Source organism: Qipengyuania sp. BR81-2, from assembly GCF_055693895.1.
Window position 1 is genome coordinate 2,372,147 of sequence record NZ_CM146344.1, and the last position, 19,796, is coordinate 2,391,942.

Annotated in this window: 20 protein-coding genes and 1 pseudogene; 7 read left to right on the forward strand and 14 right to left on the reverse strand. The window is 62.1% G+C overall.

Going from position 1 to position 19,796, the window contains the following annotated elements; translation table 11 throughout:
• Window positions 1-35: 35 nt before the first annotated feature.
• From ACZ1G8_RS12010 to ACZ1G8_RS12020, 3 genes are all read left to right on the forward strand, one after another.
• Window positions 36-953: a hypothetical protein gene (locus tag ACZ1G8_RS12010; RefSeq protein WP_472679593.1), complete on the forward strand. Its 918-nt coding sequence runs from the start codon at window positions 36-38 to the stop codon at window positions 951-953.
• A 93-nt stretch (window positions 954-1,046) separates the two neighbouring features.
• Complete coding sequence (locus ACZ1G8_RS12015) at window positions 1,047-1,475, forward strand: CHRD domain-containing protein (RefSeq protein WP_472679594.1); 429 nt, start codon at window positions 1,047-1,049, stop codon at window positions 1,473-1,475.
• 78 nt (window positions 1,476-1,553) lie between these two features.
• Window positions 1,554-2,195, forward strand: a complete 642-nt coding sequence (locus ACZ1G8_RS12020; protein ID WP_472679595.1) for a TIGR02466 family protein — start codon at window positions 1,554-1,556, stop codon at window positions 2,193-2,195.
• Window positions 2,196-2,232: 37 nt separating this feature from the next.
• Here ACZ1G8_RS12020 and ACZ1G8_RS12025 read toward each other — a convergent pair whose 3' ends face one another.
• Window positions 2,233-2,745, reverse strand: a complete 513-nt coding sequence (locus ACZ1G8_RS12025; RefSeq protein WP_472679596.1) for a septal ring lytic transglycosylase RlpA family protein — start codon at window positions 2,743-2,745, stop codon at window positions 2,233-2,235.
• Window positions 2,746-3,654: 909 nt separating this feature from the next.
• Window positions 3,655-4,869, reverse strand: coding sequence for an argininosuccinate synthase (locus ACZ1G8_RS12030; protein WP_472679597.1), 1,215 nt, complete (start codon window positions 4,867-4,869; stop codon window positions 3,655-3,657).
• Between the two features lie 166 nt (window positions 4,870-5,035).
• Here ACZ1G8_RS12030 and ACZ1G8_RS12035 point away from each other — a divergent pair, with 166 nt between their 5' ends.
• On the forward strand, window positions 5,036-6,355 hold the full coding sequence (locus ACZ1G8_RS12035) for an acyltransferase family protein (protein WP_472681248.1): 1,320 nt from the start codon (window positions 5,036-5,038) through the stop codon (window positions 6,353-6,355).
• Here ACZ1G8_RS12035 and ACZ1G8_RS12040 read toward each other — a convergent pair.
• Window positions 6,352-7,470 (reverse strand): MrcB family domain-containing protein, encoded by a 1,119-nt coding sequence (locus tag ACZ1G8_RS12040; RefSeq protein ID WP_472679598.1) that lies wholly within the window; start codon window positions 7,468-7,470, stop codon window positions 6,352-6,354. The genes ACZ1G8_RS12035 and ACZ1G8_RS12040 overlap by 4 nt on opposite strands.
• A 278-nt stretch (window positions 7,471-7,748) precedes the next feature.
• A complete protein-coding gene (locus ACZ1G8_RS12045; protein WP_472679599.1) occupies window positions 7,749-9,038 on the reverse strand; it encodes a class I SAM-dependent methyltransferase in 1,290 nt (429 codons plus the stop codon).
• A gap of 81 nt (window positions 9,039-9,119) precedes the next feature.
• Between ACZ1G8_RS12045 and ACZ1G8_RS12050 the strand changes: the two genes are divergently transcribed.
• On the forward strand, window positions 9,120-9,557 hold the full coding sequence (locus ACZ1G8_RS12050) for a DUF1801 domain-containing protein (protein ID WP_472679600.1): 438 nt from the start codon (window positions 9,120-9,122) through the stop codon (window positions 9,555-9,557).
• Between the two features lie 3 nt (window positions 9,558-9,560).
• On the opposite strand, the gene ACZ1G8_RS12055 is transcribed toward ACZ1G8_RS12050, so the two are convergent.
• The 7 genes and pseudogenes from ACZ1G8_RS12055 to rlmN all read right to left on the reverse strand — a co-directional run bounded on the left by ACZ1G8_RS12055 (window position 9,561) and on the right by rlmN (window position 14,998).
• Window positions 9,561-10,301, reverse strand: a complete 741-nt coding sequence (locus tag ACZ1G8_RS12055) for a molybdopterin-dependent oxidoreductase (protein ID WP_472679601.1) — start codon at window positions 10,299-10,301, stop codon at window positions 9,561-9,563.
• Window positions 10,291-10,962 (reverse strand): cytochrome b/b6 domain-containing protein, encoded by a 672-nt coding sequence (locus tag ACZ1G8_RS12060; protein ID WP_472679602.1) that lies wholly within the window; start codon window positions 10,960-10,962, stop codon window positions 10,291-10,293. Before ACZ1G8_RS12060 ends, ACZ1G8_RS12055 begins: the two co-directional genes overlap by 11 nt.
• Window positions 10,959-11,729: an SDR family oxidoreductase gene (locus tag ACZ1G8_RS12065; RefSeq protein WP_472679603.1), complete on the reverse strand. Its 771-nt coding sequence runs from the start codon at window positions 11,727-11,729 to the stop codon at window positions 10,959-10,961. The genes ACZ1G8_RS12060 and ACZ1G8_RS12065 overlap by 4 nt, the downstream gene beginning before the upstream one ends.
• A 113-nt stretch (window positions 11,730-11,842) precedes the next feature.
• Window positions 11,843-12,233, reverse strand: a pseudogene (locus tag ACZ1G8_RS12070) (glycine zipper 2TM domain-containing protein).
• A 121-nt stretch (window positions 12,234-12,354) separates the two neighbouring features.
• A complete protein-coding gene (locus ACZ1G8_RS12075) occupies window positions 12,355-12,999 on the reverse strand; it encodes an MOSC domain-containing protein (protein WP_472679604.1) in 645 nt (214 codons plus the stop codon).
• Window positions 12,999-13,598: an SAM-dependent methyltransferase gene (locus tag ACZ1G8_RS12080; protein ID WP_472679605.1), complete on the reverse strand. Its 600-nt coding sequence runs from the start codon at window positions 13,596-13,598 to the stop codon at window positions 12,999-13,001. Before ACZ1G8_RS12080 ends, ACZ1G8_RS12075 begins: the two co-directional genes overlap by 1 nt.
• Entirely contained in the window at window positions 13,595-14,998 is a 1,404-nt protein-coding gene (gene rlmN / locus ACZ1G8_RS12085) for a dual-specificity RNA methyltransferase RlmN (RefSeq protein WP_472679606.1), read from the reverse strand. Before rlmN ends, ACZ1G8_RS12080 begins: the two co-directional genes overlap by 4 nt.
• Window positions 14,999-15,134: 136 nt before the next feature.
• Here rlmN and ACZ1G8_RS12090 point away from each other — a divergent pair, with 136 nt between their 5' ends.
• The gene (locus ACZ1G8_RS12090) at window positions 15,135-15,803 is read left to right on the forward strand and encodes an outer membrane protein (RefSeq protein ID WP_472679607.1); all 669 of its coding nucleotides are present in this window, start codon (window positions 15,135-15,137) and stop codon (window positions 15,801-15,803) included.
• A gap of 57 nt (window positions 15,804-15,860) precedes the next feature.
• Here ACZ1G8_RS12090 and ACZ1G8_RS12095 read toward each other — a convergent pair whose 3' ends face one another.
• From ACZ1G8_RS12095 to ACZ1G8_RS12105, 3 genes are read right to left on the reverse strand one after another with little or no spacing between them, the layout of a single operon-like run.
• Window positions 15,861-16,346 carry an invasion associated locus B family protein gene (locus ACZ1G8_RS12095; protein WP_472679608.1) on the reverse strand — a complete coding sequence of 162 codons (486 nt, stop codon included), beginning with the start codon at window positions 16,344-16,346 and terminating at the stop codon, window positions 15,861-15,863.
• Window positions 16,339-16,818 (reverse strand): GreA/GreB family elongation factor, encoded by a 480-nt coding sequence (locus ACZ1G8_RS12100; RefSeq protein ID WP_472679609.1) that lies wholly within the window; start codon window positions 16,816-16,818, stop codon window positions 16,339-16,341. The genes ACZ1G8_RS12095 and ACZ1G8_RS12100 overlap by 8 nt, the downstream gene beginning before the upstream one ends.
• A 26-nt stretch (window positions 16,819-16,844) precedes the next feature.
• The gene (locus tag ACZ1G8_RS12105; protein WP_472679610.1) at window positions 16,845-18,806 is read right to left on the reverse strand and encodes a lytic transglycosylase domain-containing protein; all 1,962 of its coding nucleotides are present in this window, start codon (window positions 18,804-18,806) and stop codon (window positions 16,845-16,847) included.
• Window positions 18,807-18,902: 96 nt separating this feature from the next.
• On the opposite strand from ACZ1G8_RS12105, the gene dapA reads away from it, so the two are divergent.
• Window positions 18,903-19,793, forward strand: a complete 891-nt coding sequence (dapA, locus tag ACZ1G8_RS12110) for a 4-hydroxy-tetrahydrodipicolinate synthase (protein WP_472679611.1) — start codon at window positions 18,903-18,905, stop codon at window positions 19,791-19,793.
• Window positions 19,794-19,796: the final 3 nt, after the last annotated feature.

Sequence of the window (19,796 nt, forward strand, 5' to 3'; positions counted from 1 at the left end):
TGTGGAGAGGTTCACTCAAACCCATGAGGTGAACCATGAACGCTCTCGTCACCATCGAAGCCGCCCCCACCGCCGGTCCTCACGGGGAGGGGCACAGTGTGTTCTCGCCCCGGCGTCAGGCCGAATTTCTCGCAAGCCTCCAGCTGTTCGGCAATGTCCGGCTCGCCTGCCGGGCGGCGCGGATTTCGGCGCAGACGGCCTATCGCCAGCGGCGGGCCACTCCGGCGCTCGCGCAGGCGTGGGATGCGGCGCTGCTCGCGGCGCGGGCGCATGCCGAGGCGACGCTCGCCGACCGCGCGCTCAACGGGGTTGAGGAGGCGGTGTTCTATCACGGGGAGGAGGTCGCGCGGCGCAGGCGCTATGACAGCCGCCTGCTGCTCGCGCACCTGGCGCGGCTCGACCGGTTGGAGGCGCGCGAGGAGGTCGCTGATGCTCTCACGCGGCTCGATGCGCTGATCGACGGCTTGCGGGAAGGGGAGGCGTTGCCGGAGATTGGGCCGGAGCTTGGGCCGGATGCGGGTTCCGACAGCGGGTCGGGGGAGGGGCCGGAAGATTTCTCCCAGGACCGTGTTCCATCCGTTCCACCCTGTAGGGAATACCCGCCCTCAAGCACCAACGGGGTAGGGCAACAGGAATACGCAGCTTGTGAAAGCTGCGGAGGGCAATGCGACGATCCGGAGGCCACGCTCACACAGGCCGATTGCCAGTGGTTCGGCAACCGGCTCGACCGCTTCTACGATGCGCGGCCGCGCGGCGTGCCCGATGTCGCCCGGCTCGCCAGCGATGGCTATGACGCAGAAGAGGTCGAAGCGCTGCAGATGGAGGCCTACGAGGCGGGCGGGCACGAATGGTGGCTCGTCGCGAGCGAGGAGGCGCTGGAGGCCTCGATCGCGCAGGGCAAGGGGGCGTGCGCGGCAGCGGGGAGAGGCGGCTCCCTGAAACGCTTCCCGTGAGAACAAAAAGGGTATATACTCCCTGTTGCGGGACCGGGCCCGCTTTCGGGAACCGCTTGCGGGCGCATGGTCCCTTGAGAAAGGAGACCGGTCATGAAACTCAGACCCTGGGCAATCGCATTGGCCGGTATTGTCGCCGCAGCGCTCTTCCTGAGTGCGACAGCGCAATCCGGCACAGTGCTGAGCGCAAACCTCTTCGGTGACGAGGTGGTGGGCGGCGGCGCGGGCAGCGAGGCATACGGCGATTTCAACGTCTATGCCGAACCTGACGCGCAGAGCCTGTGCTACTACCTCGAAGTCGCCGGCGTGGGGGAAGTGACCTCCGCGCATGTGCATCTCGGCAAGTCGGGCAAGAACGGGCGCGAGCTCGTCGCGCTGGAACTGGCGGAGACGGACGAGGTATGCGCGGTGGCCGATGGCGCGACGATCGAAGCGATGATCGCGCGGCCCGCCCATTACTACATCGACGTGCATACCGATGCGCACCCCCGCGGCGCGCTGCGCGGCCAGTTGCACGGTTGAACACCGCTTGCGGCGGTATTGAAAGGCCGTTTGCGACCGGTTTATGACATGTGCGGGGTAAAATTGGGGACTGCACACATGGCTACTGCTGCCAGAAGCGCTTCTGCGCGCGAATTCACCGTCAAACCGCTCTTCGCAGAGCCGTATTTCGTGATGAACATCAAGGATGCGATCTCGCCGAAGCAGGTGAAGTTCATCCAGTCGCTCGAGATGATCGAGAACCAGGTGAACCGGATCTCGAAAGAGCTCTACCTATTCGACCTGCCGGAAATGCGCAGCATCAAGAAGGCGGTGGACGAGGCGCTGGCGACCTTCGCGCGCGAGGTGATGGGCATCTCGCACAAGCTCGACGTCACGCAGAGCTGGTCGCTGATCAATCCGCCGGGCGTGGGGATGCACGCGCACACGCATTCGAACTCGCTGATCTCGGGTTCGCTCTACTACGCGCCGATGCCGGATCCGCCGGGCAACATGATCTTCGAGCGCACCAATGGCTATCGCCAGATCGAGATGGCGGTCGATACCGCGCGCACGAATGTCTACAATACGCAGCGTAACGCGATCGTACCGAAAGAGGGCGACCTGGTGCTGTTCGCCAGCTCGATCCTGCATTTCGTGGAGCCCAACCACTCGCAGCAGAACCGCCACTCGATCGCCTTCAATACCTTCCCGCGCGGGAAGATCGGCGATTACCGGGATGTGAGCGAGCTGAAGCTCTAACCACCCTCAAGCAGCGAAGCGGTAGGGCAGAAGGGACTCAATCAAGCAGTTCGATCTCGACCGAGCCGTGTCCGCGGCGCACGAGGCCGATTTCCTCGGCCGCGGCGCGGCTGAGGTCGATCGTGCGGCCCCGCGTGAACGGTCCGCGATCGTTGATGCGAACGATTACAGACTGGCCGGTACGCGGATTGGTCACGCGGACCATGCTACCGAAGGGCAGCGTCTTGTGCGCCGCGGTCATGGCATGCATGTCGAACCGCTCGCCATTGGCGGTACGGCGGCCGTGGAAACGCTTGCCGTAATAGGATGCGACGCCGGTGCCGAGCGGCGTTCCGGCGGGCTCGGCTTCGACAGGCGGTTCGAAGGTCTTGAGGTCTACTACCCGCGGACCCGGTTCGGGCGCAGGCGGCAGCTCCGCAAAATCCGCGAAATGCTGTTCGAATGTGGGCTGAAGGATCGGCTTGGCATCGCTTTCCTCGGAATGGCCGGCGGTGCCGGGCAGCGCCAGGGCTGCAAGAAAGATCGTGCTCAAAAGCGCGCGTTTGGCCATGAATGGACCTCCCGTTCGGTTCGGGAGGATATAGGGCATAGCAATCGCCGAGTCCTTAACGCGGACGTGAACTGCCTTGAAATCGCCACCATTCGGCGCGGCTTTCGCCTCGGCATGCGGGTTTCCAAGGGTTTTCTGGACGGTACGGAAGCGGTGAGCCGCATATGTCGGCAATGCGGATTGCCCATAGCAAATGGGGCCGGCATCGCTGCCGACCCCACTCTCACCAATGCGTGGCCGTGTTCCTTTCACCGAAGTTCCAGGGACGCAGACTTGGCATCCGATGTTTTCCCATCCGGCTATCCGAAGACAGTCTTCAGGTTCTTTCACCGGCGCTCGCACCGGCATCCGGATCTACCCTCCACTCGGCCCGGTGTCGGTCGCGTCACGATTTTGCAATCGCTCGCTTACCTTGCCCAGCCGCGCTTCAACGGGCGGTTCCGCAGTCTGACCTTCCGTTGGTGGCCGGTACCTCAAACGGTCACATCGCCTTCCGGTCCGAAGACCTTTATACGACGCCACCTTCGGCATCCGGCCGGGTTGGCCTGACTCACAGCTGGAAACCTTCGCACTTCCGTCATCGACCCGCCTTGCGTCCGGCGTGAACCTTCTGCACGAGGGTCTCGAGATGTGCGCGGACAGATCCCGCTGCGTCTTTCCGGTTCCGAATTTCCATTGCCTTTCAAGTCGTTAGACCGTCTTGGCTGGAAGCTTTCTTCGCCGTTCCGATGAATTAAAGCTGCACCTCGCAAGCCGATTCTTCAAGCTGACAAGAGGCGAGTTATCCACTTTCCCCGCTTTTCGCTGTGGAGGGGGGTGGATAAGTCAACGATTCATCGCAAAAATCGAAACACCGAAGCGCTGTGGGCGTAATTTCCGGTCCGCGAAGCGATTTCCAGGCGAAATTTTCTACCGATCCCGCTTGGCGAGCAGGCGCAGGCGGAGTGCGTTGAGCTTAATGAAACCTTCCGCGTCCTTCTGGTCGTAGGCGCCGGCATCGTCCTCGAAGGTGACGTGCGCTTCGGAATAGAGCGAATTGTCCGACTTGCGGCCGACCACCATCGCGTTGCCCTTGTAGAGCTTGAGCCGGACGGTGCCGCTGACCTTTTCTTGGCTGAGGTCGATCGCGGCCTGGAGCATCTCGCGCTCGGGGCTGAACCAGAGGCCGTTGTACACCAGCTCGGCATAGCGCGGCATCAGCTCGTCCTTGAGATGCGCCGCGCCGCGATCGAGCGTGATCTGCTCGATGCCGCGATGGGCGCGGGCGTAGATCTCGCCGCCGGGGGTTTCATACATGCCGCGGCTCTTCATGCCGACGAAGCGGTTCTCGACGAGATCGAGTCGGCCGATGCCGTGCTTGCGACCCAGATCGTTGAGCGCGGTTAGCAGCGTGGCCGGGCTCATCGCCTCACCATTCAGCGCGACGCCGTCACCCTTCTCGAAGTCGATCGTGATATATTCAGGGGTATCGGGCGCATCCTCGGGATGGTCGGTGCGCGAATAGACGTAGTCCGGCGTCTCTTCCCACGGATCCTCGAGCACCTTGCCCTCCGAAGAGGTGTGCAGGAGGTTCGCGTCGGTCGAGAAGGGGCTTTCGCCGCGCTTGTCCTTGGGGACGGCGATCTGGTGCGCCTCGGCCCAGGCAATCAGCGCGGTACGCGAAGTCAGGTCCCACTCGCGCCAGGGGGCAATCACCTTGATGTCGGGATCGAGCGCATAGGCGGAGAGCTCGAAGCGCACCTGGTCGTTGCCCTTGCCGGTCGCGCCGTGGGCGATGGCATCGGCATTGGTCTCATGTGCAATCTCGACAAGGCGCTTGGAGATCAACGGGCGCGCAATACTGGTACCGAGCAGGTAGTCGCCCTCGTAGCGGGCATTGGCGCGCATCATCGGAAAGACGAAATCGCGCACGAATTCCTCGCGCAGGTCCTCAATGAAGATGTGCTTGTCCGGAATGCCCATCGCACGGGCCTTCTCGCGTGCCGGCTCGATTTCCTCGCCCTGGCCGAGATCCGCGGTGAAGGTGACGACCTCCAGCCCTCGTTCCACCTCGAGCCACTTGGCGATGACGGACGTATCGAGGCCGCCGGAATAGGCCAGAACCACGCGCTTGATATCGGACATTGCAATGCACCTTCGTTAGCTTGGCCGCGCCGCTAGCAGCAGCGTCACGCTGTAGGCAATCAAGAAGCGCTTAGCTGCGGGAAAGTCGTGCGCGTTACTGGTTGTCAGGACTTTGGCGGCATAGACCCTTTCGGAGTGGATCGCGGGAAGGGGCGCCGAAGTGGGAATGTGGAACAAGGCGAAATCGCTGGCCGAGCAGGCACCGCCTGAGCGCAACCGCTACGTGGATTTCCTTCGCGCGCTGTCGATCATGGCGGTGGTGATCGGCCACTGGCTGGTCGCCGCGCCCTATATCGGCGCTGACGGCGAGGTGGTCGGCGGGCATCTGCTCGGCATCCTGCCCTGGACGCAATGGCTCACCTGGGGTTTCCAGGTTATGCCGATTTTCTTCCTCGTCGGCGGATATTCGAACGGGGTAAGCTGGGCCTCGACCCGCGCCAAGGGCGGTCACTACTCAGACTGGTTCGCCAGCCGCATCCAGCGCCTGATCAATCCGGTGTTTCCAGTGCTGCTGGTGTGGGCGGCGTTTGCCTTCATCGCCACGCAAGTGGGGATGGACCGCGAGACGGTGCGCATGGCGGTGTTCCTCGCCTTGATCCCGGTGTGGTTCCTCGCGGTGTACCTGCTGGTGACCGCGCTCGCGCCGCTGACCCATGCGGCGTGGCGCAAATGGGGTTTCCGATCCTTCTTCCTGCTCGTCTCGGCAGCGATCCTCGTCGACTATCTGGCGGTGTTCGAAGGCGTGCCTTACGTCGACTTCCTCAATTTCGTCTTCGTGTGGGTCGCCATCCACCAGCTCGGCTATGCCTGGCACGACGACGCTTTCAGGAGCACGGGGCATCGCCTTTTCTTCTTCGCGGCCAGCCTCGTCCCGCTCCTCTTCCTGACCATCCTCGGGCCCTATCCAATCGCCATGATCGGCGTTCCCGGGGCCGAGCTGTCCAACTCCATGCCGCCGACCATCGCGCTGCTGGCGCTGGGCATGACGCAGACGGGGCTGGTGCTGGCGCTGGAGCCGTGGGGCAGGAAGCTGCTCGACAACCTCTCGGTCTGGACCGCGACGGTGCTGATGAACGGCATGATCATGACCGTCTATCTCTGGCACCTGACGGCTTACGTGCTGGTAATGGTCGCCGCTTGGGCAGCCGGAGGCGTAGGCCTGCGCGTTATGCCGGGGACGGCCGACTGGTGGTGGAGCCGCCCCGTCTGGTTCGTGCTCTACATCGCCGCGACCCTCCCGCTGATCGCCCTCTTCGCCCGCTACGAGCGCGGTATGGGCGCCGCCAAGCGCGAGGCCCCGGTCCCGCACCTGCGCCTCGTGATCGGCATGATCGCGATATGCGTCGGCCTCGCCATGACCGCCGCCATCAGCATCGCCAGCCCCGAGGGCGTGACCGGCGTGCGCCTATGGGTCGTGGCGCTGCCGTTTGTCGGAGCCGCGTTGGTGGGGTTCGGGCCGGTGTATCGGTGGGTGCGGAGAGACTAACCTTCAGCACTTTTCGTCAGGTCGCACGAATAACTGAGCGCCTGTAAAGGATGTGCGCTGACATCCCATTCCTCGAAGACTCTCGTTTTTCCGCCAGTTGCTTTAGTCCTTGCATCAATCAAATCAATATCGTGCACTACAATAAGGATATTGTCCGGGTGAAATTCTCGATGCAATTGCACTTCGTTGGCCGTCAACAGTATCTTGCCAAAACTGCCAGTGGTGCCTTTCACTTCAACATAGTGGTTATACCCGTTCTTGCTGGCCCAATAATCACATGAATGTTTTGCGCTGACGTCGCGGACGTCCGTGTACCCATTATCCGACAGCCATGCTTGTGCAACAGCCATCGCATGTGTCTCGACAGCGAGCTTTTCTTCTCGGTTTAATCCGAATCCCTGACCCCGAGCGGGGCCACTTTCGGGCTGCGGCTTTGCTATCCGTTTGAGAGCAACTTTCGCTTCAGTTATCTCAGGTGGATCGTCCTCAGGCGACCGACCAAGCTCAATTGATCTATAAATCTCACCTAACAGCTCGATAGCTTCTGAAGTCTCGGAACTGAGTTTCGGTTCACCCGGAAGCTGCCCTTTGGCATAGAAGCGGCTAAATGCTGTAGTAGCCTCATAGGCCCGAGCAAGCTTCTCTTTTGACCCCAAGTCTAGGCCGGATTGGAAGCCCAGTCCTTCGGCAGTTGCCGCCAACAGTTTCCTGCTCCATCGCATCAATTCCGTAGCTTCATCCGCACTTCGCGGCTTGAAGTCTCCGCCATCAAACCTGGTTGAACCATGTGAAATGCACAGATGGACACCCGAGCCATCTGGTCGGAAAAGAAAGACCACATACCAACCGTTCTGTGCGGACGGTGACAATTCCGGAGAATGAATTCTAATCCAGGGCACAAACGTCTTGAGGCCCGTGCCGTCGCGCCCCTGAACGTTCAGCCTACCCTTGAACGGAAGTGCCGCGCCGGCCTTTGCTGCAGGCCATTCGCGCATCTCGGCGGGTGCCAAATTGCGGATTATTTGTCCACGACGCTCCATCGCTGGCGTGTTCTCTGACGAATATTCAGATTGAAGTTGAAGTACTTCTTCAAAATAATTGACGACGTTCGGCAATATCCTACTCCGCCTTTTCTTTTGCGCTTTGCGCCAACTCGGCGTCTTGTTTGAGAGGCGGTTCGCAATCCACCGCTTTCCTACACGCAACCCCGTCGCTAGCCCCAGCCCGCTCTTTGATCCTGTAAACTCTCACCCTCCGAAAGCCCCGCCAGCGTGCGGGGTTTTGGCGTTCTGGCGTGTCCCTATGGAAGGCGCTGCCCGCATGTGTTTCGTCAACTTGCAGAAAGTTCACCAACATGGGCCGCGCACTTTGCCGGTCGCTTTGCTGTGGGGAATTACTCCGCCGCTTCCCGCTGCGCGAACCGCCACTCCGGCACTTTGTCCGCGTCGGCGGCGCGCAGGCGGGCGCTCTCTTCCGTGATCCATTCGCGGGTCATGGGGATGGCGTTGCGGTCCTTCACGTAGATCAGCTGCCAGTTGACCATGTCGCCGTGGCGGAAGCTCTGTTCGGCGCCGGCGAGGTAGTAGAGCCACATGCGGTAGAAGGTCTCGTCGTACATATCGACGATCTCCTCTCGGTGCTGGACCGTGCGGTTGTACCATTCCTCCAGCGTGTGGCTGTAGTGGAAGCGCATCGCCTCCACGTCCATCACCTGCCAGCCGTATTGCTCGGACTGGCTGACCAGTTCGGACAGGGCAGGGATGTATCCGCCGGGGAAGATGTAGGTGCGCGTCCAGGCGTCGGTGAAGCCGGGAGGACCCGCGCGCCCGCAGCAGTGGCTCATCATCACGCCGTCGGGTTTGAGCAGGCGGTTCGTGTGCTCGTAGAACTGCGGGTAATGTGGCGTGCCGACGTGTTCGAGCAGGCCGACCGAGCTGATGCGGTCGAACTGGCCGGTTACGTCGCGGTAATCGGTGAGGCTGAATTTGACCCTGTCGGCCACGCCCGCTTCTTCCGCGCGCTCCTTGCAGAAGGCGATCTGGTCGGGGGCGAGGGCGACGCCGTGGACCTCCACGTCGTAATGCCGCGCAAGGTAGAGCGCGAAGCCGCCCCAGCCGCAGCCGATGTCGAGGATGCGCTGACCGGGCTTGATGTGCATCTTGGCGGCGAGGTGCGCCTTCTTGTCGAGCTGTGCCTTCTCGAGCGAGGTGGTGGCCGGGTCCTCGCGGTAATAGGCCATGGTGTACTGGCGGTCCTCGTCGAGGAAACGCTCGTAGAGTTCGCGCGTGAGATTGTAGGTGTGCTCGGCGTTCTTGCGCGCCTTGCTGCGCAGGTTGATGCTGTCGGCCTTGGCGAGCATGCGCTGGGCGGCGGTGCGCAGCTTGCCCTTGGGTTTGAGAGCCTTGTCGCCCGGCTTGCCCGCCTGCTGCGTGACGAAGAGGATGAGGTCGCGGATATCGAGCGGTTCCTCGACCTTGAGCCAGCCCCACATGAAAGCCTCGCCTGCGCCCATCTGCGGATAGCGCGCGATGTGGTTGGCGGCCTTCTTGTTGGTCAGCGTGATGCGGAGCGGCGGTTCGGAGGCGTCTCCCGTGCCGTACTCATAGGTCTTCCCGTCGTGATCCGTGACGACCATCCGGCCGTGCTTGATCGCGGTCTTCAGAAATTTATCGAGTAGCCACACCGGCTTGGTCTCCCCTCTCCAACCCGGGCGGAGCATCGCCCCGCGTTGGCGGCAAGTCAATCGGATGCTAGGATTGCCCACATGGCAGAGGCAAAGACACAGATCACCGACGTCGATCCGGCGGAATTCATCGATGGTGTGGAGCCAGAGCGAAAGCGCGAAGAAGCGAAGGTGCTCGACGCGCTGTTTCGCAAGGTCACCGGCGAGAAGCCGCAGATGTGGGGACCGGCGATCATCGGCTACGGCGAGTACCGGACGACCTATGCCAGCGGCCGCGACGTGCACTGGATGCGCAGCGGCTTCAGCCCGCGCAAGGCCGAGCATTCGCTCTACCTCATGGGCGGCTACTGCGACGATGTGGCGACAAAACGCCGGGAGGCGCAGCTGAAGAGGCTTGGCAAGCACTCGACGGGGAAGAGCTGCCTTTACATCAACAAACTTGCCGATGTGGATATGGACGTTCTCGAGGAAATGATCCGCGAGGACTGGGAGACCATGGGCCGGATCTATCCGGAGTAGCGGCTAGATGCCGGCGTACCACTGGTAACCGGCGCGGTCCTCCCAATAGCCGCCCTGACCGCCGCCGATATCGTCGAGACTGGCAACCGCTTCGATCGCGGTCAGGTATTTGGGATGCTTGTATCCGAGCTGCCGCTCGACCCGCATGCGCAAGGGGGCGCCGTTGCGGATGGGCAGGGGTTCGCCATTGAGCATATGTGCGACGATTGTCTGCGGGTGGTAGGCATCGATCAGGTCGACGCTCTCGTAATATTCCTGCCCGTTGAGATTGTCGGCGCAGCGGAATACGATGAACTTTGCCTCGGGCTTCAGCCCCGCAGCATCGAGCAGCAGCGAGAGCTGCGGCCCGGTCCATTCGCCGATCGCGCTCCAGCCTTCCACGCAATCGTGCCGCGTGACCTGCGTACGCTGGGGCAGCTTGCGGATGTTTTCGAGGCTGAGCTGCATCGGATTGTCGACCAGCCCGCGCACGTCGAGCCGCCAGTTCACGAAGTTCTCGGCGGCCTGCTGCTGGTAATCGCCGTTCTGCGGATCGGTCGATCCATTGCCGCGGAAGAAAGGCGATATCGCACTGCGAGGATACTCTGGGGCGAGAGCCTCGCGATCGGTCAGCAGGCGGTGCGCCTTCCTGTGCCAGTCCTCCGCCGCCCCGAGTAGCCGCGAACCCGTATCGCTATCGGCGATCTTGTTGCAGCCGGCCACGAAGGCAGCACCGGCCGCGGCTATAAATCCTCTACGCTTCATCGTGCCTGCCTCCGGTAATCATGTCGCGGATCTGCCCGATCGGCCCAGCCAGAATGACCAGCGCGACGTGGACCACGAAGAAGGCGAAGAGGGCGAACGCGAAGATGAAATGCAGGCTGCGCGCCGATTGCCGTCCGCCGAGGAGGTCCACCAACCAGCCGAAGGTCGGCTCCATTCCTGGGCTGATGGCGATGCCGGTGAAGATCATCATCGGCAGGAAGACGCCGAGCACGAGCCCGTAGGCGAGCTTCTGCAGGAAATTGTACTTCCCGCCTTTGTGGTCGAAATTCAGCTTCAGGTGCTGAACGATGTCATGCCAGATCGCAGAGGGTTTCCATTCCGTCCGCGATGTCGCGATGTCGCGAGAGAAGTGGCGGTTCACCAGCATGGCGATCCACATGAAGAGCAGGAGCAGGGCGAAGGGCCATGCCATCAGGATATGCCAGTCGCGGGCGACTGCGAGGCTGTAATAGCCGGGAATGGTCATCCAGTCGGGAAAGCGCGGAACGATCAGCCAAGCCTGCTCGGCAGAGAAGCCCCAGTCGCCCCAATAGAGCCTGCGGTGTGCATTGGAGATCGTCAGCCCTGACATGAACAGGACGACGACGCACACGAGGTTCAGCCAATGCCATATCCGCGTGGTTGCCGAGTGGCGCTTCATGCTTCATTTCCCTCGCGTGCAAGGTAGATGACGTCGCGCGACTGGCGCAGCAGGTGCTGTCCACTATCGCAGTAGATCGTCTGGCCGCTGGCTAGATGCCCTTGGCCGAGGAAGTAGGCTGTATCCGCAATTTCCTGCGAGCGGGTTCGCCGTTCGAGAAGGTTGAGGCGGTGCGATATCTCCGCTTCCTCGCTCGTTTGGTCGTGACTCGCGAGAATGGCCCCTGGAGCCAGCCCGTAGACGCGGTCATCCTCTTTCGCCGCACCCATCGACAGCATGGCTATCGTCGCGTCGAGCGCGTGTTTGCTCATGGTATAGCTGAAGAAATCGGGATTGGGATTTGCCAGCTTCTGGTCCGTCACCTGTATGACGCGCCGCCCGCCAGGGGCTTTTGCCTTGGCAAGATAGGCCTGCGCCATGCGCGTGGGTGTCCGGGCATTTATCTGCATCGCCCGCTTGTTCGTTTCGGGATCAAGTGCGGTTACATCGTCTGGGTCAAATATCGAAGCGCAGTTCACGAGCACGGCCCAATCGCCGAGCCTTGCGGCGAGTTCATCGACCATGGCGACACCGGCATCACCGTCGCTGAGATCGCAGCCGATAGTTTCGGCACTGGGCAGGTCTGCGGCGACCTTCCGTGCCGCGTCGCCCGATCGATTGTAGTGAATGACGACATGCCAGCCCTGCCGCCCGAAGGTCTCGGCAATCGCCTTGCCGATCCGCTTGGCGCCACCGGTCACGAGTACACTGGGTTTGCTGTCAGTCATTTGGCAGCCACCATAGGGCTCGCATCGACAAAGGAAAGGCCCGCAAAACCAAAGCGGCGCCGCCACTCAAGGAGTGACGACGCCGCCGGGTTCGAAGGTGCGACCCGAGGAACTTAGCGGCAGCGCAGGCTTCCACGATCGATCTCGCGACCGATCACGGCCCCGACAGCACTGCCGAGGATGGCGCCGAGCGCCTTGTCACCACGACCGGCGAGTTCGTGACCCGCCAGCGCACCCACGCCGGCGCCGATCACCAGGCCGGTGGTGCCGTTGTCGCGCTTGCAATAGTAGCGCCCGTCGCGGCCGCGCCACATGTAGCTGTCGCGCGTGATACGGCGCGGTTCGACATAATAGCCGCGCGAGATCGTAGCGGGCTGCGCGATCCTTTGCGCGCTTGCCGTGAGCAGGGGCCCAGGAGGGCGGATCGGCGGCAGCCGGAGCGGCGGTACCGATGCCGGTAACGGCCAGCGTTCCGGCGGCAAAAGCGATTGCGAACTTCTTCATTATTGCTTCCCATCTGAAGAGTGGATTGCAGCCAGAATGAGCAAGGAAGGACAACCGCGGCTGAACGAACGCAATTAATCGGATATTAGCGATAAACCGACTGGGAGTGTGCGACGAAGCGTTAGCTTTCCAAGGCTTTGCGCGCTTTATCTCGCCAAGGGTCGCAAAGACGTTCGAGATTCGCGATCTCTTCAAGCTGGCCCCGGTCGGCCTCTTCGGCGGGATCATAAAGAGACGCGAAAAGGCGCGCGACAGTCCAATGGTCATGGCCGGTTTCGATCCGTTGCAGCATTTCACCCCCTTTGGCACTGCCTTCTTCCAATACGCGGAAGTACCAACCGCAATTGTGCTGTTTCACGATCCGCGCGACCATTCCCTTGCGCCCGAACCGATGTTCGATCTTCCAGCAGGGCTGTCGGGGCTGGCTGATCTCGAGCAAGGCTTCACCGAGGCGGAAGCGATCGCCGATGTGGACGCCATCCTCGGCAAGACCGTCGACCATCAGGTTTTCGCCGAAGGCCGCAGGGGCAGAGAGCAAATCATGGCCGCCCAGCCATGCGTCCCACTCCGCATAGTGATCGTGCGGATAAAGATGCACGGCCATGTCCGGTCCGCCGTGATGCTTCGTGTCGGCGACCATGTCGCCCTCGATACCGAAGCTGCGAATGGTTACGACACCTTCGACGGGCCTTTTGTCTATCGCGCTCATTTCGGCGCCGTTGAAGGGCTTGGGCAAACCGGCGCAGATGGCGAAGACTTCGGGCATCAACCGTCCTTCTTGCAGAGGGTGAGGGCATACCAGTCGCGCTGGACACCATCGGCACCCTTGCCGCGATAGCGCTCCGCCGCAAGCACCTCGAAGCCTGCATCGCAGTAGCTGCCCTCGAGCCATTCTTCGTCTGGCAGGTTAGCCCAGCGGCCCAGGGGATCGCGGCCTTCCGCTTCGCCGAGCTTGTAATTCGCGAAGTGGAGGCCGCCGGGCTTCAACGCCTCAAGGATCTTGTTGAGGATCGGCGGGAGCTCGCTGCGCGGTACGTGGAGGAGGCACGCGTGCGCCCAGACGGCGTCGTATTCTTCATTGGCGGCGAGGTCGCCGAATAGCATGACCCGCGCGCTCACGTCGAAACGTTCGTTTGCCTTGCGGACCATGGCCGGGGTGCCATCGGTCGCATCGAGACCGAAGCCGCGTTCGATGATCCGCGCGGAATCGCGTCCGCCGCCGCAGCCCAGTTCGAGGATACGAGCGCCCGGGCTAAGCCGATCTAGGAACCTGTCGAGATGGCGGCTCGGCGCCTGTCCGAAGCTCAGTGTATAGCGCGGCGCGTTTGCCTCGTAATAGGCAATCGTCGCCGCGTCGCTGCTCACGCGGAGGCAGCCTCTGCCGCCTCGCGGTCGCGCTGGGCGCGGCTTTTCTTCTCCGCTGCCGTCTTCAGCTGGCCGCAGGCTGCATCGATATCGCGCCCGCGCGGGGTGCGGACGGGGGCGGAAATGCCACCTTCGAAAACGATGTCGGAGAAGCGCTTCACGCGCTCGGGTGTCGAACACTCGTAGGGCGCGCCCGGCCAGGGATTGAACGGAATGAGGTTGACCTTGGCGGGCAGGCCGTACTGCTTGATCAGGCGCACGAGCTCGCGTGCGTGCTCGTCGCTGTCATTCTTGTCCTTGAGCATCACGTATTCGAAGGTGATGCGGCGGGCATTACTGGCGCCGGGATAGGCAGCACAGGCCTCGAGCAGTTCCTCGATACCGTACTTCTTGTTCAGCGGGACGATCTCGTCGCGGATTTCCTTGGTCACCGCGTGGAGCGAGACTGCCAGGTTCACGCCGATTTCCTCGCCGCAACGTTCCATCGCCGGAACGACGCCGCTGGTCGAAAGCGTGATGCGCCGCTTGGACAGCGCGAGGCCGTCGCCGTCCATGACGAGCTTGAGCGCGCCCTTGACGTTGTCGAAGTTATAGAGCGGCTCGCCCATGCCCATCATTACGATGTTGGTAAGCAGGCGGCCGTCGGACGTATAGTGGCCTTCGTCCTCCGCTTCGTCGAGGCCAGCCATCGAGCCCTTGGGCCATTCGCCCAACGCATCGCGTGCGAGCATGACCTGGCCGACGATCTCGCCGGGCGTCAGGTTGCGCACCAGTTTCATCGTACCGGTGTGGCAGAAGCGGCAGTTGAGAGTGCAGCCGACCTGGCTGGAGACGCACAGCGTTCCGCGGTCGGCATCGGGGATGAAGACCATCTCGAATTCGTGACCGTCGGCGGTCTTGAGCAGCCACTTGCGTGTTCCGTCGGTCGAATGCTGAGCCTCGACTACTTCAGGGCGTCCGATAACGAACCTTTCGGCGAGCCAGGGGCGCATGGTCTTGGCGATGTCGGTCATCGCCTCGAAGTCCGTCACGCCGCGGTGGTAGAGCCAATGGAAAACCTGCTTCGAACGCAGCTTGGCTTGTTTCGGCTCGAGCCCTGCTTCTTCGAATAGTTCGCGGATACGCTCTTTCGGCAAGCCGATCAGGTCCACGCGGCCATCTTCGCGCGGCGTGATGTCACGCGCGACGGGAACCGGGTCCACCTGCCCGGGAATGCTCATCAGGTTCGTATCTGCCATGGGAGCGGCGCATATAGGCGCAAGCGGCGCGGATTGAAAGCCCGTAGCGGGGGCGAAACAAGTCGCGACATTGTCATCGGGTTCCAACGCTCTATCGAATGTCCCCTTCGGTTTGTCGATGGAAATTCGGGCAAGCATTTCATCGCACGCGCGGCACGGCATGACCGTCTTAATGTGACGTAAAAACAACGTTTTCTTGTTGTGCAACGTTCATGAAACCCGAACCCGTTCAGCTCCGTTTGATGGGTCCACGCGGTCGCAATGACGGCTCGCGGGAAAACAATAACGGAGTACAAAAATGAAAAAGACAGCAGCCCTTCTCGTCGCAGGTTCGATCTTCGCAGTAGCAACCCCCGCCATGGCGCAGAGCTCGGATGACGACAATTTCAGCGGCTTTCGTGTCGAAGCTCTTGCCGGATACGATGTTAGCCAGGCCGGCAGCACCGTCGACAATGATGCCAATCCAAATGACGACCAGTCGATCGACGGCCTCTCCTACGGTTTCGGCGTCGGCTACGACTATGATGCGGGCGGCGTCGTTCTTGGCGTCGAAGGCGAGTTTGCCGGTTCCACGGCTGAAACCGAGTTCGACGATGGCGATTTCGAGAACCTCGGCATCGGCAACGTCGAAACGGGCCGCGACCTCTATCTCGGTGCTCGCGTCGGCGTGAAGGCAGCCGATGACCTGCTCATCTACGCCAAGGGTGGCTATACCAATGCTAGCTACAACATCCGCTCGGACGATGGCACGACTCAGTTCGATGCGGACCTCGACACTGATGGCTATCGCCTCGGTGCCGGCGCCGAATACGCGCTGAGCGACAATACCTTTGCCAAGGTCGAGTACCGTTATTCGAACTACAGCGATGCAGAGCTGGATTTCGAGGGTGACGCTCCCGACGTCGCAGTCCCCGATATCGACCTCGACCGTCACCAGGTCATGGTCGGCTTCGGCATGCGCTTCTAAGCTGTATCGATAGCAACGAAAGGGTCGGGAGCCTCGCGCTTCCGGCCCTTTCTGTATCTATCGTCGCGGGCAGGCCAGCGTCGCGGCGTCCATGGCAGTGGCTGCACCGGCCAGCGAATAGCGGTCCGAGAAACGGCGGCCACGAGTGTCGGTGCCTCGGACCGTCATTGTTTCGGCAGAACGCATCGCAGCGACGATTGCGGCGTCCATTGCCGCGTCACGGGCCCAGGCATCTGCACTTCCGCCGGTCAGGGTGAAGGTCTGGCGACCGATCCGCAGTGAGACGCGGCTGTTTTGCCGCATCGGGCGCGAGAGACGGAAATGGACCTGTCCGCGTATGCGGCGCGCGGGCCATGTGGCGATGGTCGCATACGGATCGAATTCGCGCGAGAAGGGACTCTCCTCGGCCTCCGCGATGGCATAGCATTGCGGCACCGAAGGCTCGCGAAACGCGCCCCAATCGGAGAAGATCCCGAGACTGTCCTTGGATGCAAGCGGCGCGGCGGCAAGCAGGAGGAGGGCGGGAAGGGCAAGCCTACGCATAATCGATTGCGATCACTTCCCATTCCTTGTCGCCCGACGGAAGTCGCACGGTTCGCAAATCGCCGACGGCCGCGCCTTTCAATGCGCGTGCGAGCGGGCTCGACCAGCCGATCCGCCCGGCGCCCGCATCCTGCTCGTCATCGCCGACAAGGACGACCACTTTTTCGTTATCGTCTTCATCGGCCAGCGTGACGATAGCCCCGAAGAATGCGCGCGACTTGTCTGGCTGGTCCTCGGGCGTGATTACCCGAGCGGCTTTCATCCGCCGCGAGAGGTGGCCGAGCTCGCGGTCGATTTCGCGCATGCGCTTGCGGCCGTAGAGATAGTCGCCGTTCTCGCTGCGGTCGCCATTGCCGGCCGCCCAGCTGACGATCTCGACGATCTCGGGCCTCTCGGTGCCGAGCAGGTGATCGTAGCGCGCCTTGAGCGCAGCATAGCCTGCCGGAGTGATCGGATTGGTCTTGCCCTGCATTGCAGGAGCGTCCCTAGCGGCAAAAGTCAGCGCAGGTAATGGCGGATATCGCGCTCGTAGCTGCGGGACTTGTCGGGATGCATGTTCGCATAGGTCACTGCATTCCCGATCACCCGCATCACGTAGTAGCGGGTCTCGAAATTGGCGGGGATTTGCTCGACCCAGGTCACCCAGTCGACTGCGCCGGTACGCGGATCGCCATTGGCTCGCAGCCACTGGTTCACGCGGCCGGGGCCAGCGTTATAAGCCGCAAGCGCCAACGGATAGGCTCCGTCATAGCGGTCCATCAGCCGCGCGAAATGGGCATCGCCGAGGCGGATGTTGTAGCTCGGGCTCTCGGTCAGATTGGCAGACATGTACTGGACGCCGATCTTTCCGGCTTCTTCGCGAGCGGTGCCGGGCATCAGCTGCATCATGCCGCGCGCGCCGGCATGGCTGACGCGATTGCGGTCGAATTCGCTTTCCTGCCGCGCGATTGCGTGGACCATCGTCCAGTTCGCGCCAGAATGCGTGGGAACGGTCGGGAAGCCGAGCCGCTCGAAACCGTTTACGCCGGTTTCGCCGGCGACCAAGCCTGCGACGACGGCCATCTCGTCGAGGCCAGTTTCACGCGCAAGCTCGGCCACGAGCGCCATCTGCGTCGGTGTCCGGGCCTTCTCGGCCAGTGCTTCGAAAAATGCACGTTCGGTCTGCCAGGCGCGGCGGTTGCGGGCCATTTCGCGCAGGGCTTCGGTCAGAGGGTCGGCATCGAACTCGCGCCGGGTTGCGTCATCGATCCCGTCGGTCTGCAAGGCCGCGAAAGCCGGCATGGCGCGGCCGAGCTCGCTCAGCGCCAATTGCCCATAATAATAATCGGGATAGGCAGCCGCCATGCTCCAATAGCGCTCCGCCTCGGCGCGATTGCCGGCCTGAGCGGACGCGCGGCCAGCCCAGAAGAAGCCCTTGGAGCGGGTCAGCGGAGTCTTGGCCGCTGCGCCGTATCGATAGAACAGCGGGGCGGCCTGTGCACCGTCGCCAAGCGACCATAGTGCCTTGGTCCCACCAAGCCACATGAGGTCTGTATATTTGTCGCGCAGCGTGAAGCTGCCATCGGAAATGTCGGTGCCCGGCGCAAAGAGGTCGTCGACCTTCGAAGCGATCCTGACTGCGCTTCGGGCGTCTGCGCCTTGCGCGACGCGCAGGCTTTCGGTGACGAACGCGGTTCCGTTATGGGCGGGTGTTCCGAAATCGGCACGGGTCGCAAGCAGGTTGATTGCCTGGGGCAGCTGTCCGTTGCTGCGATGATAGCGGGCGAGGTTGTAGACGTAGCCGCTGTCACCGAGTGCGCCTGCGGGAACAGTCAACCCGGCCTCGCTAGGCGTGGTGCCCTGCAGCATCGCGAGCCGCGCCTGTGCCATGCCGCGATAAGCAGGCGAAACGCGCACGATCTGGCGGGATGCGGCCTCGAGGTCGCCCTGCCACAGAAGCGCATCCATGCGAGCATCGTGATCCTCGGGCGAGAATGACTGTCCGAACAGGCCCTGCATATAGGCTTCAGCCGGACCGCTCATCGTTCCGCCGCGCCATGCTTCGAGCGCCACCTTTTGTGCCTCGGGTCGATTCATCGAGGCGAGGGCCAGCGCGTAGCGTGCCTTGGCGCCATTGGTGATAGGCGGATGCTTATCGAAGAAGGCGACGAGCGACTGCGGTGAAACAGCATCACGGTCGAGCGCCGCTTCAGCGCGCCGTTGGAGGAGTTCACTCTTGGGGAAATCGGGATATTTCGAGACGAAACCGGAATAGCTGGCGAACGACAGGTCGTCCCGCTTGGTCAGATATTCCCAGTTGTTGATGGCCTGAGAAGCGCGCGTCGGCTGCTGCGCAACCATGGAAGTGCCGCTGTCGGGCCAACTTGTGGGCGTCTGCGCCTGTGCCATGGAAGGAAGGGCCAGCGCGGAGCCAGCCATAAGTACGTAAGACGTAAGAGTTTTCTTGCCCATGGTGGACATTATCCCAAGACCCTCCTTATCAGGCGCTGAATGAATTCTATCTTTTGACGCATCGGAGCAACTTCGCTCCATATTTATAACGCAGGACTTCCGTAAATGTTCTCAGGTTCAATTCCGGCTCTAGCGACTCCTTTTCGCGACGGATCGTTTGACGAGACCGCTTTTCGCAAGCTGGTCGACTGGCAAATCGAAAACGGAAGCAAGGCGCTGGTTCCCTGTGGGACCACGGGAGAGGCTTCGACCATTTCCAATGCGGAACATCACCGCGTGATCGAGGTCTGCATCGAACAGGCCGCGGGCAGGGTGCCGGTGATCGCGGGTTGCGGTTCGAACGATACTCGTAACGCGCTCCTGCACATGCAGTTCGCCAAGAAGGCTGGCGCCGCCGCGGGATTGTGCGTGGCACCCTATTATAACCGCCCCAGCCAGGCGGGCCTGATCGCGCACTTCAGCTACCTTGCGGAAAACAGCGACTTGCCGATCGTACTTTACAACGTTCCGAGCCGAACCGTAACCGATATCGAGGACGAAACGGTCGTCGAACTCGTTCGCAAGTATCCGGACCGGATCGTCGCCATCAAGGATGCGAGTGGTGACCTTTCGCGCGTGGCGGACCACCGGATGGGGCTCGATCACGATTTCTGCCAGCTATCTGGCAATGATGAGCTCTGGCTGCCGCATAGCGCTGCCGGTGGCTCGGGATGTATCTCGGTCACGGCCAATGTCGCACCGGCGCTGTGCGCGGAGTTCCACGAGGCGATTGCGGCAAATGATCTCGTGAAGGCACGCAAGCTCAACGACCGCCTGTTCCCGCTCCATTACGCCATGTTCTCCGACGCGAGCCCCGCACCGGTGAAATATGCGCTCAGCCGGGTGCACGACTGGATCGAATGCGATGTCCGCCTACCGCTTTGCAACGCCAGCGAAGCCAGCCGCAAGGCGGTCGACGAGGCTCTCGTGCACGCAGGCATCCTCGAGACCGCCTGAATG

Bases quoted from the DNA above. Each gene is read 5' to 3' on its own strand.
- ACZ1G8_RS12035 (WP_472681248.1), top strand. From the start codon at position 5,036: ATGTGGAACAAGGCGAAATCGCTGGCCGAGCAGGCACCGCCTGAGCGC.
- ACZ1G8_RS12065 (WP_472679603.1), bottom strand. From the start codon at position 11,729: ATGACTGACAGCAAACCCAGTGTACTCGTGACCGGTGGCGCCAAGCGG.
- ACZ1G8_RS12025 (WP_472679596.1), bottom strand. From the start codon at position 2,745: ATGGCCAAACGCGCGCTTTTGAGCACGATCTTTCTTGCAGCCCTGGCG.
- ACZ1G8_RS12050 (WP_472679600.1), top strand. From the start codon at position 9,120: ATGGCAGAGGCAAAGACACAGATCACCGACGTCGATCCGGCGGAATTC.
- ACZ1G8_RS12010 (WP_472679593.1), top strand. From the start codon at position 36: ATGAACGCTCTCGTCACCATCGAAGCCGCCCCCACCGCCGGTCCTCAC.
- ACZ1G8_RS12095 (WP_472679608.1), bottom strand. From the start codon at position 16,346: ATGCGTAGGCTTGCCCTTCCCGCCCTCCTCCTGCTTGCCGCCGCGCCG.
- dapA (WP_472679611.1), top strand. From the start codon at position 18,903: ATGTTCTCAGGTTCAATTCCGGCTCTAGCGACTCCTTTTCGCGACGGA.
- ACZ1G8_RS12030 (WP_472679597.1), bottom strand. From the start codon at position 4,869: ATGTCCGATATCAAGCGCGTGGTTCTGGCCTATTCCGGCGGCCTCGAT.
- ACZ1G8_RS12060 (WP_472679602.1), bottom strand. From the start codon at position 10,962: ATGAAGCGCCACTCGGCAACCACGCGGATATGGCATTGGCTGAACCTC.
- ACZ1G8_RS12015 (WP_472679594.1), top strand. From the start codon at position 1,047: ATGAAACTCAGACCCTGGGCAATCGCATTGGCCGGTATTGTCGCCGCA.
- ACZ1G8_RS12100 (WP_472679609.1), bottom strand. From the start codon at position 16,818: ATGCAGGGCAAGACCAATCCGATCACTCCGGCAGGCTATGCTGCGCTC.
- ACZ1G8_RS12055 (WP_472679601.1), bottom strand. From the start codon at position 10,301: ATGAAGCGTAGAGGATTTATAGCCGCGGCCGGTGCTGCCTTCGTGGCC.
- ACZ1G8_RS12075 (WP_472679604.1), bottom strand. From the start codon at position 12,999: ATGCCCGAAGTCTTCGCCATCTGCGCCGGTTTGCCCAAGCCCTTCAAC.
- ACZ1G8_RS12090 (WP_472679607.1), top strand. From the start codon at position 15,135: ATGAAAAAGACAGCAGCCCTTCTCGTCGCAGGTTCGATCTTCGCAGTA.
- ACZ1G8_RS12020 (WP_472679595.1), top strand. From the start codon at position 1,554: ATGGCTACTGCTGCCAGAAGCGCTTCTGCGCGCGAATTCACCGTCAAA.
- ACZ1G8_RS12105 (WP_472679610.1), bottom strand. From the start codon at position 18,806: ATGTCCACCATGGGCAAGAAAACTCTTACGTCTTACGTACTTATGGCT.
- rlmN (WP_472679606.1), bottom strand. From the start codon at position 14,998: ATGCCGTGCCGCGCGTGCGATGAAATGCTTGCCCGAATTTCCATCGAC.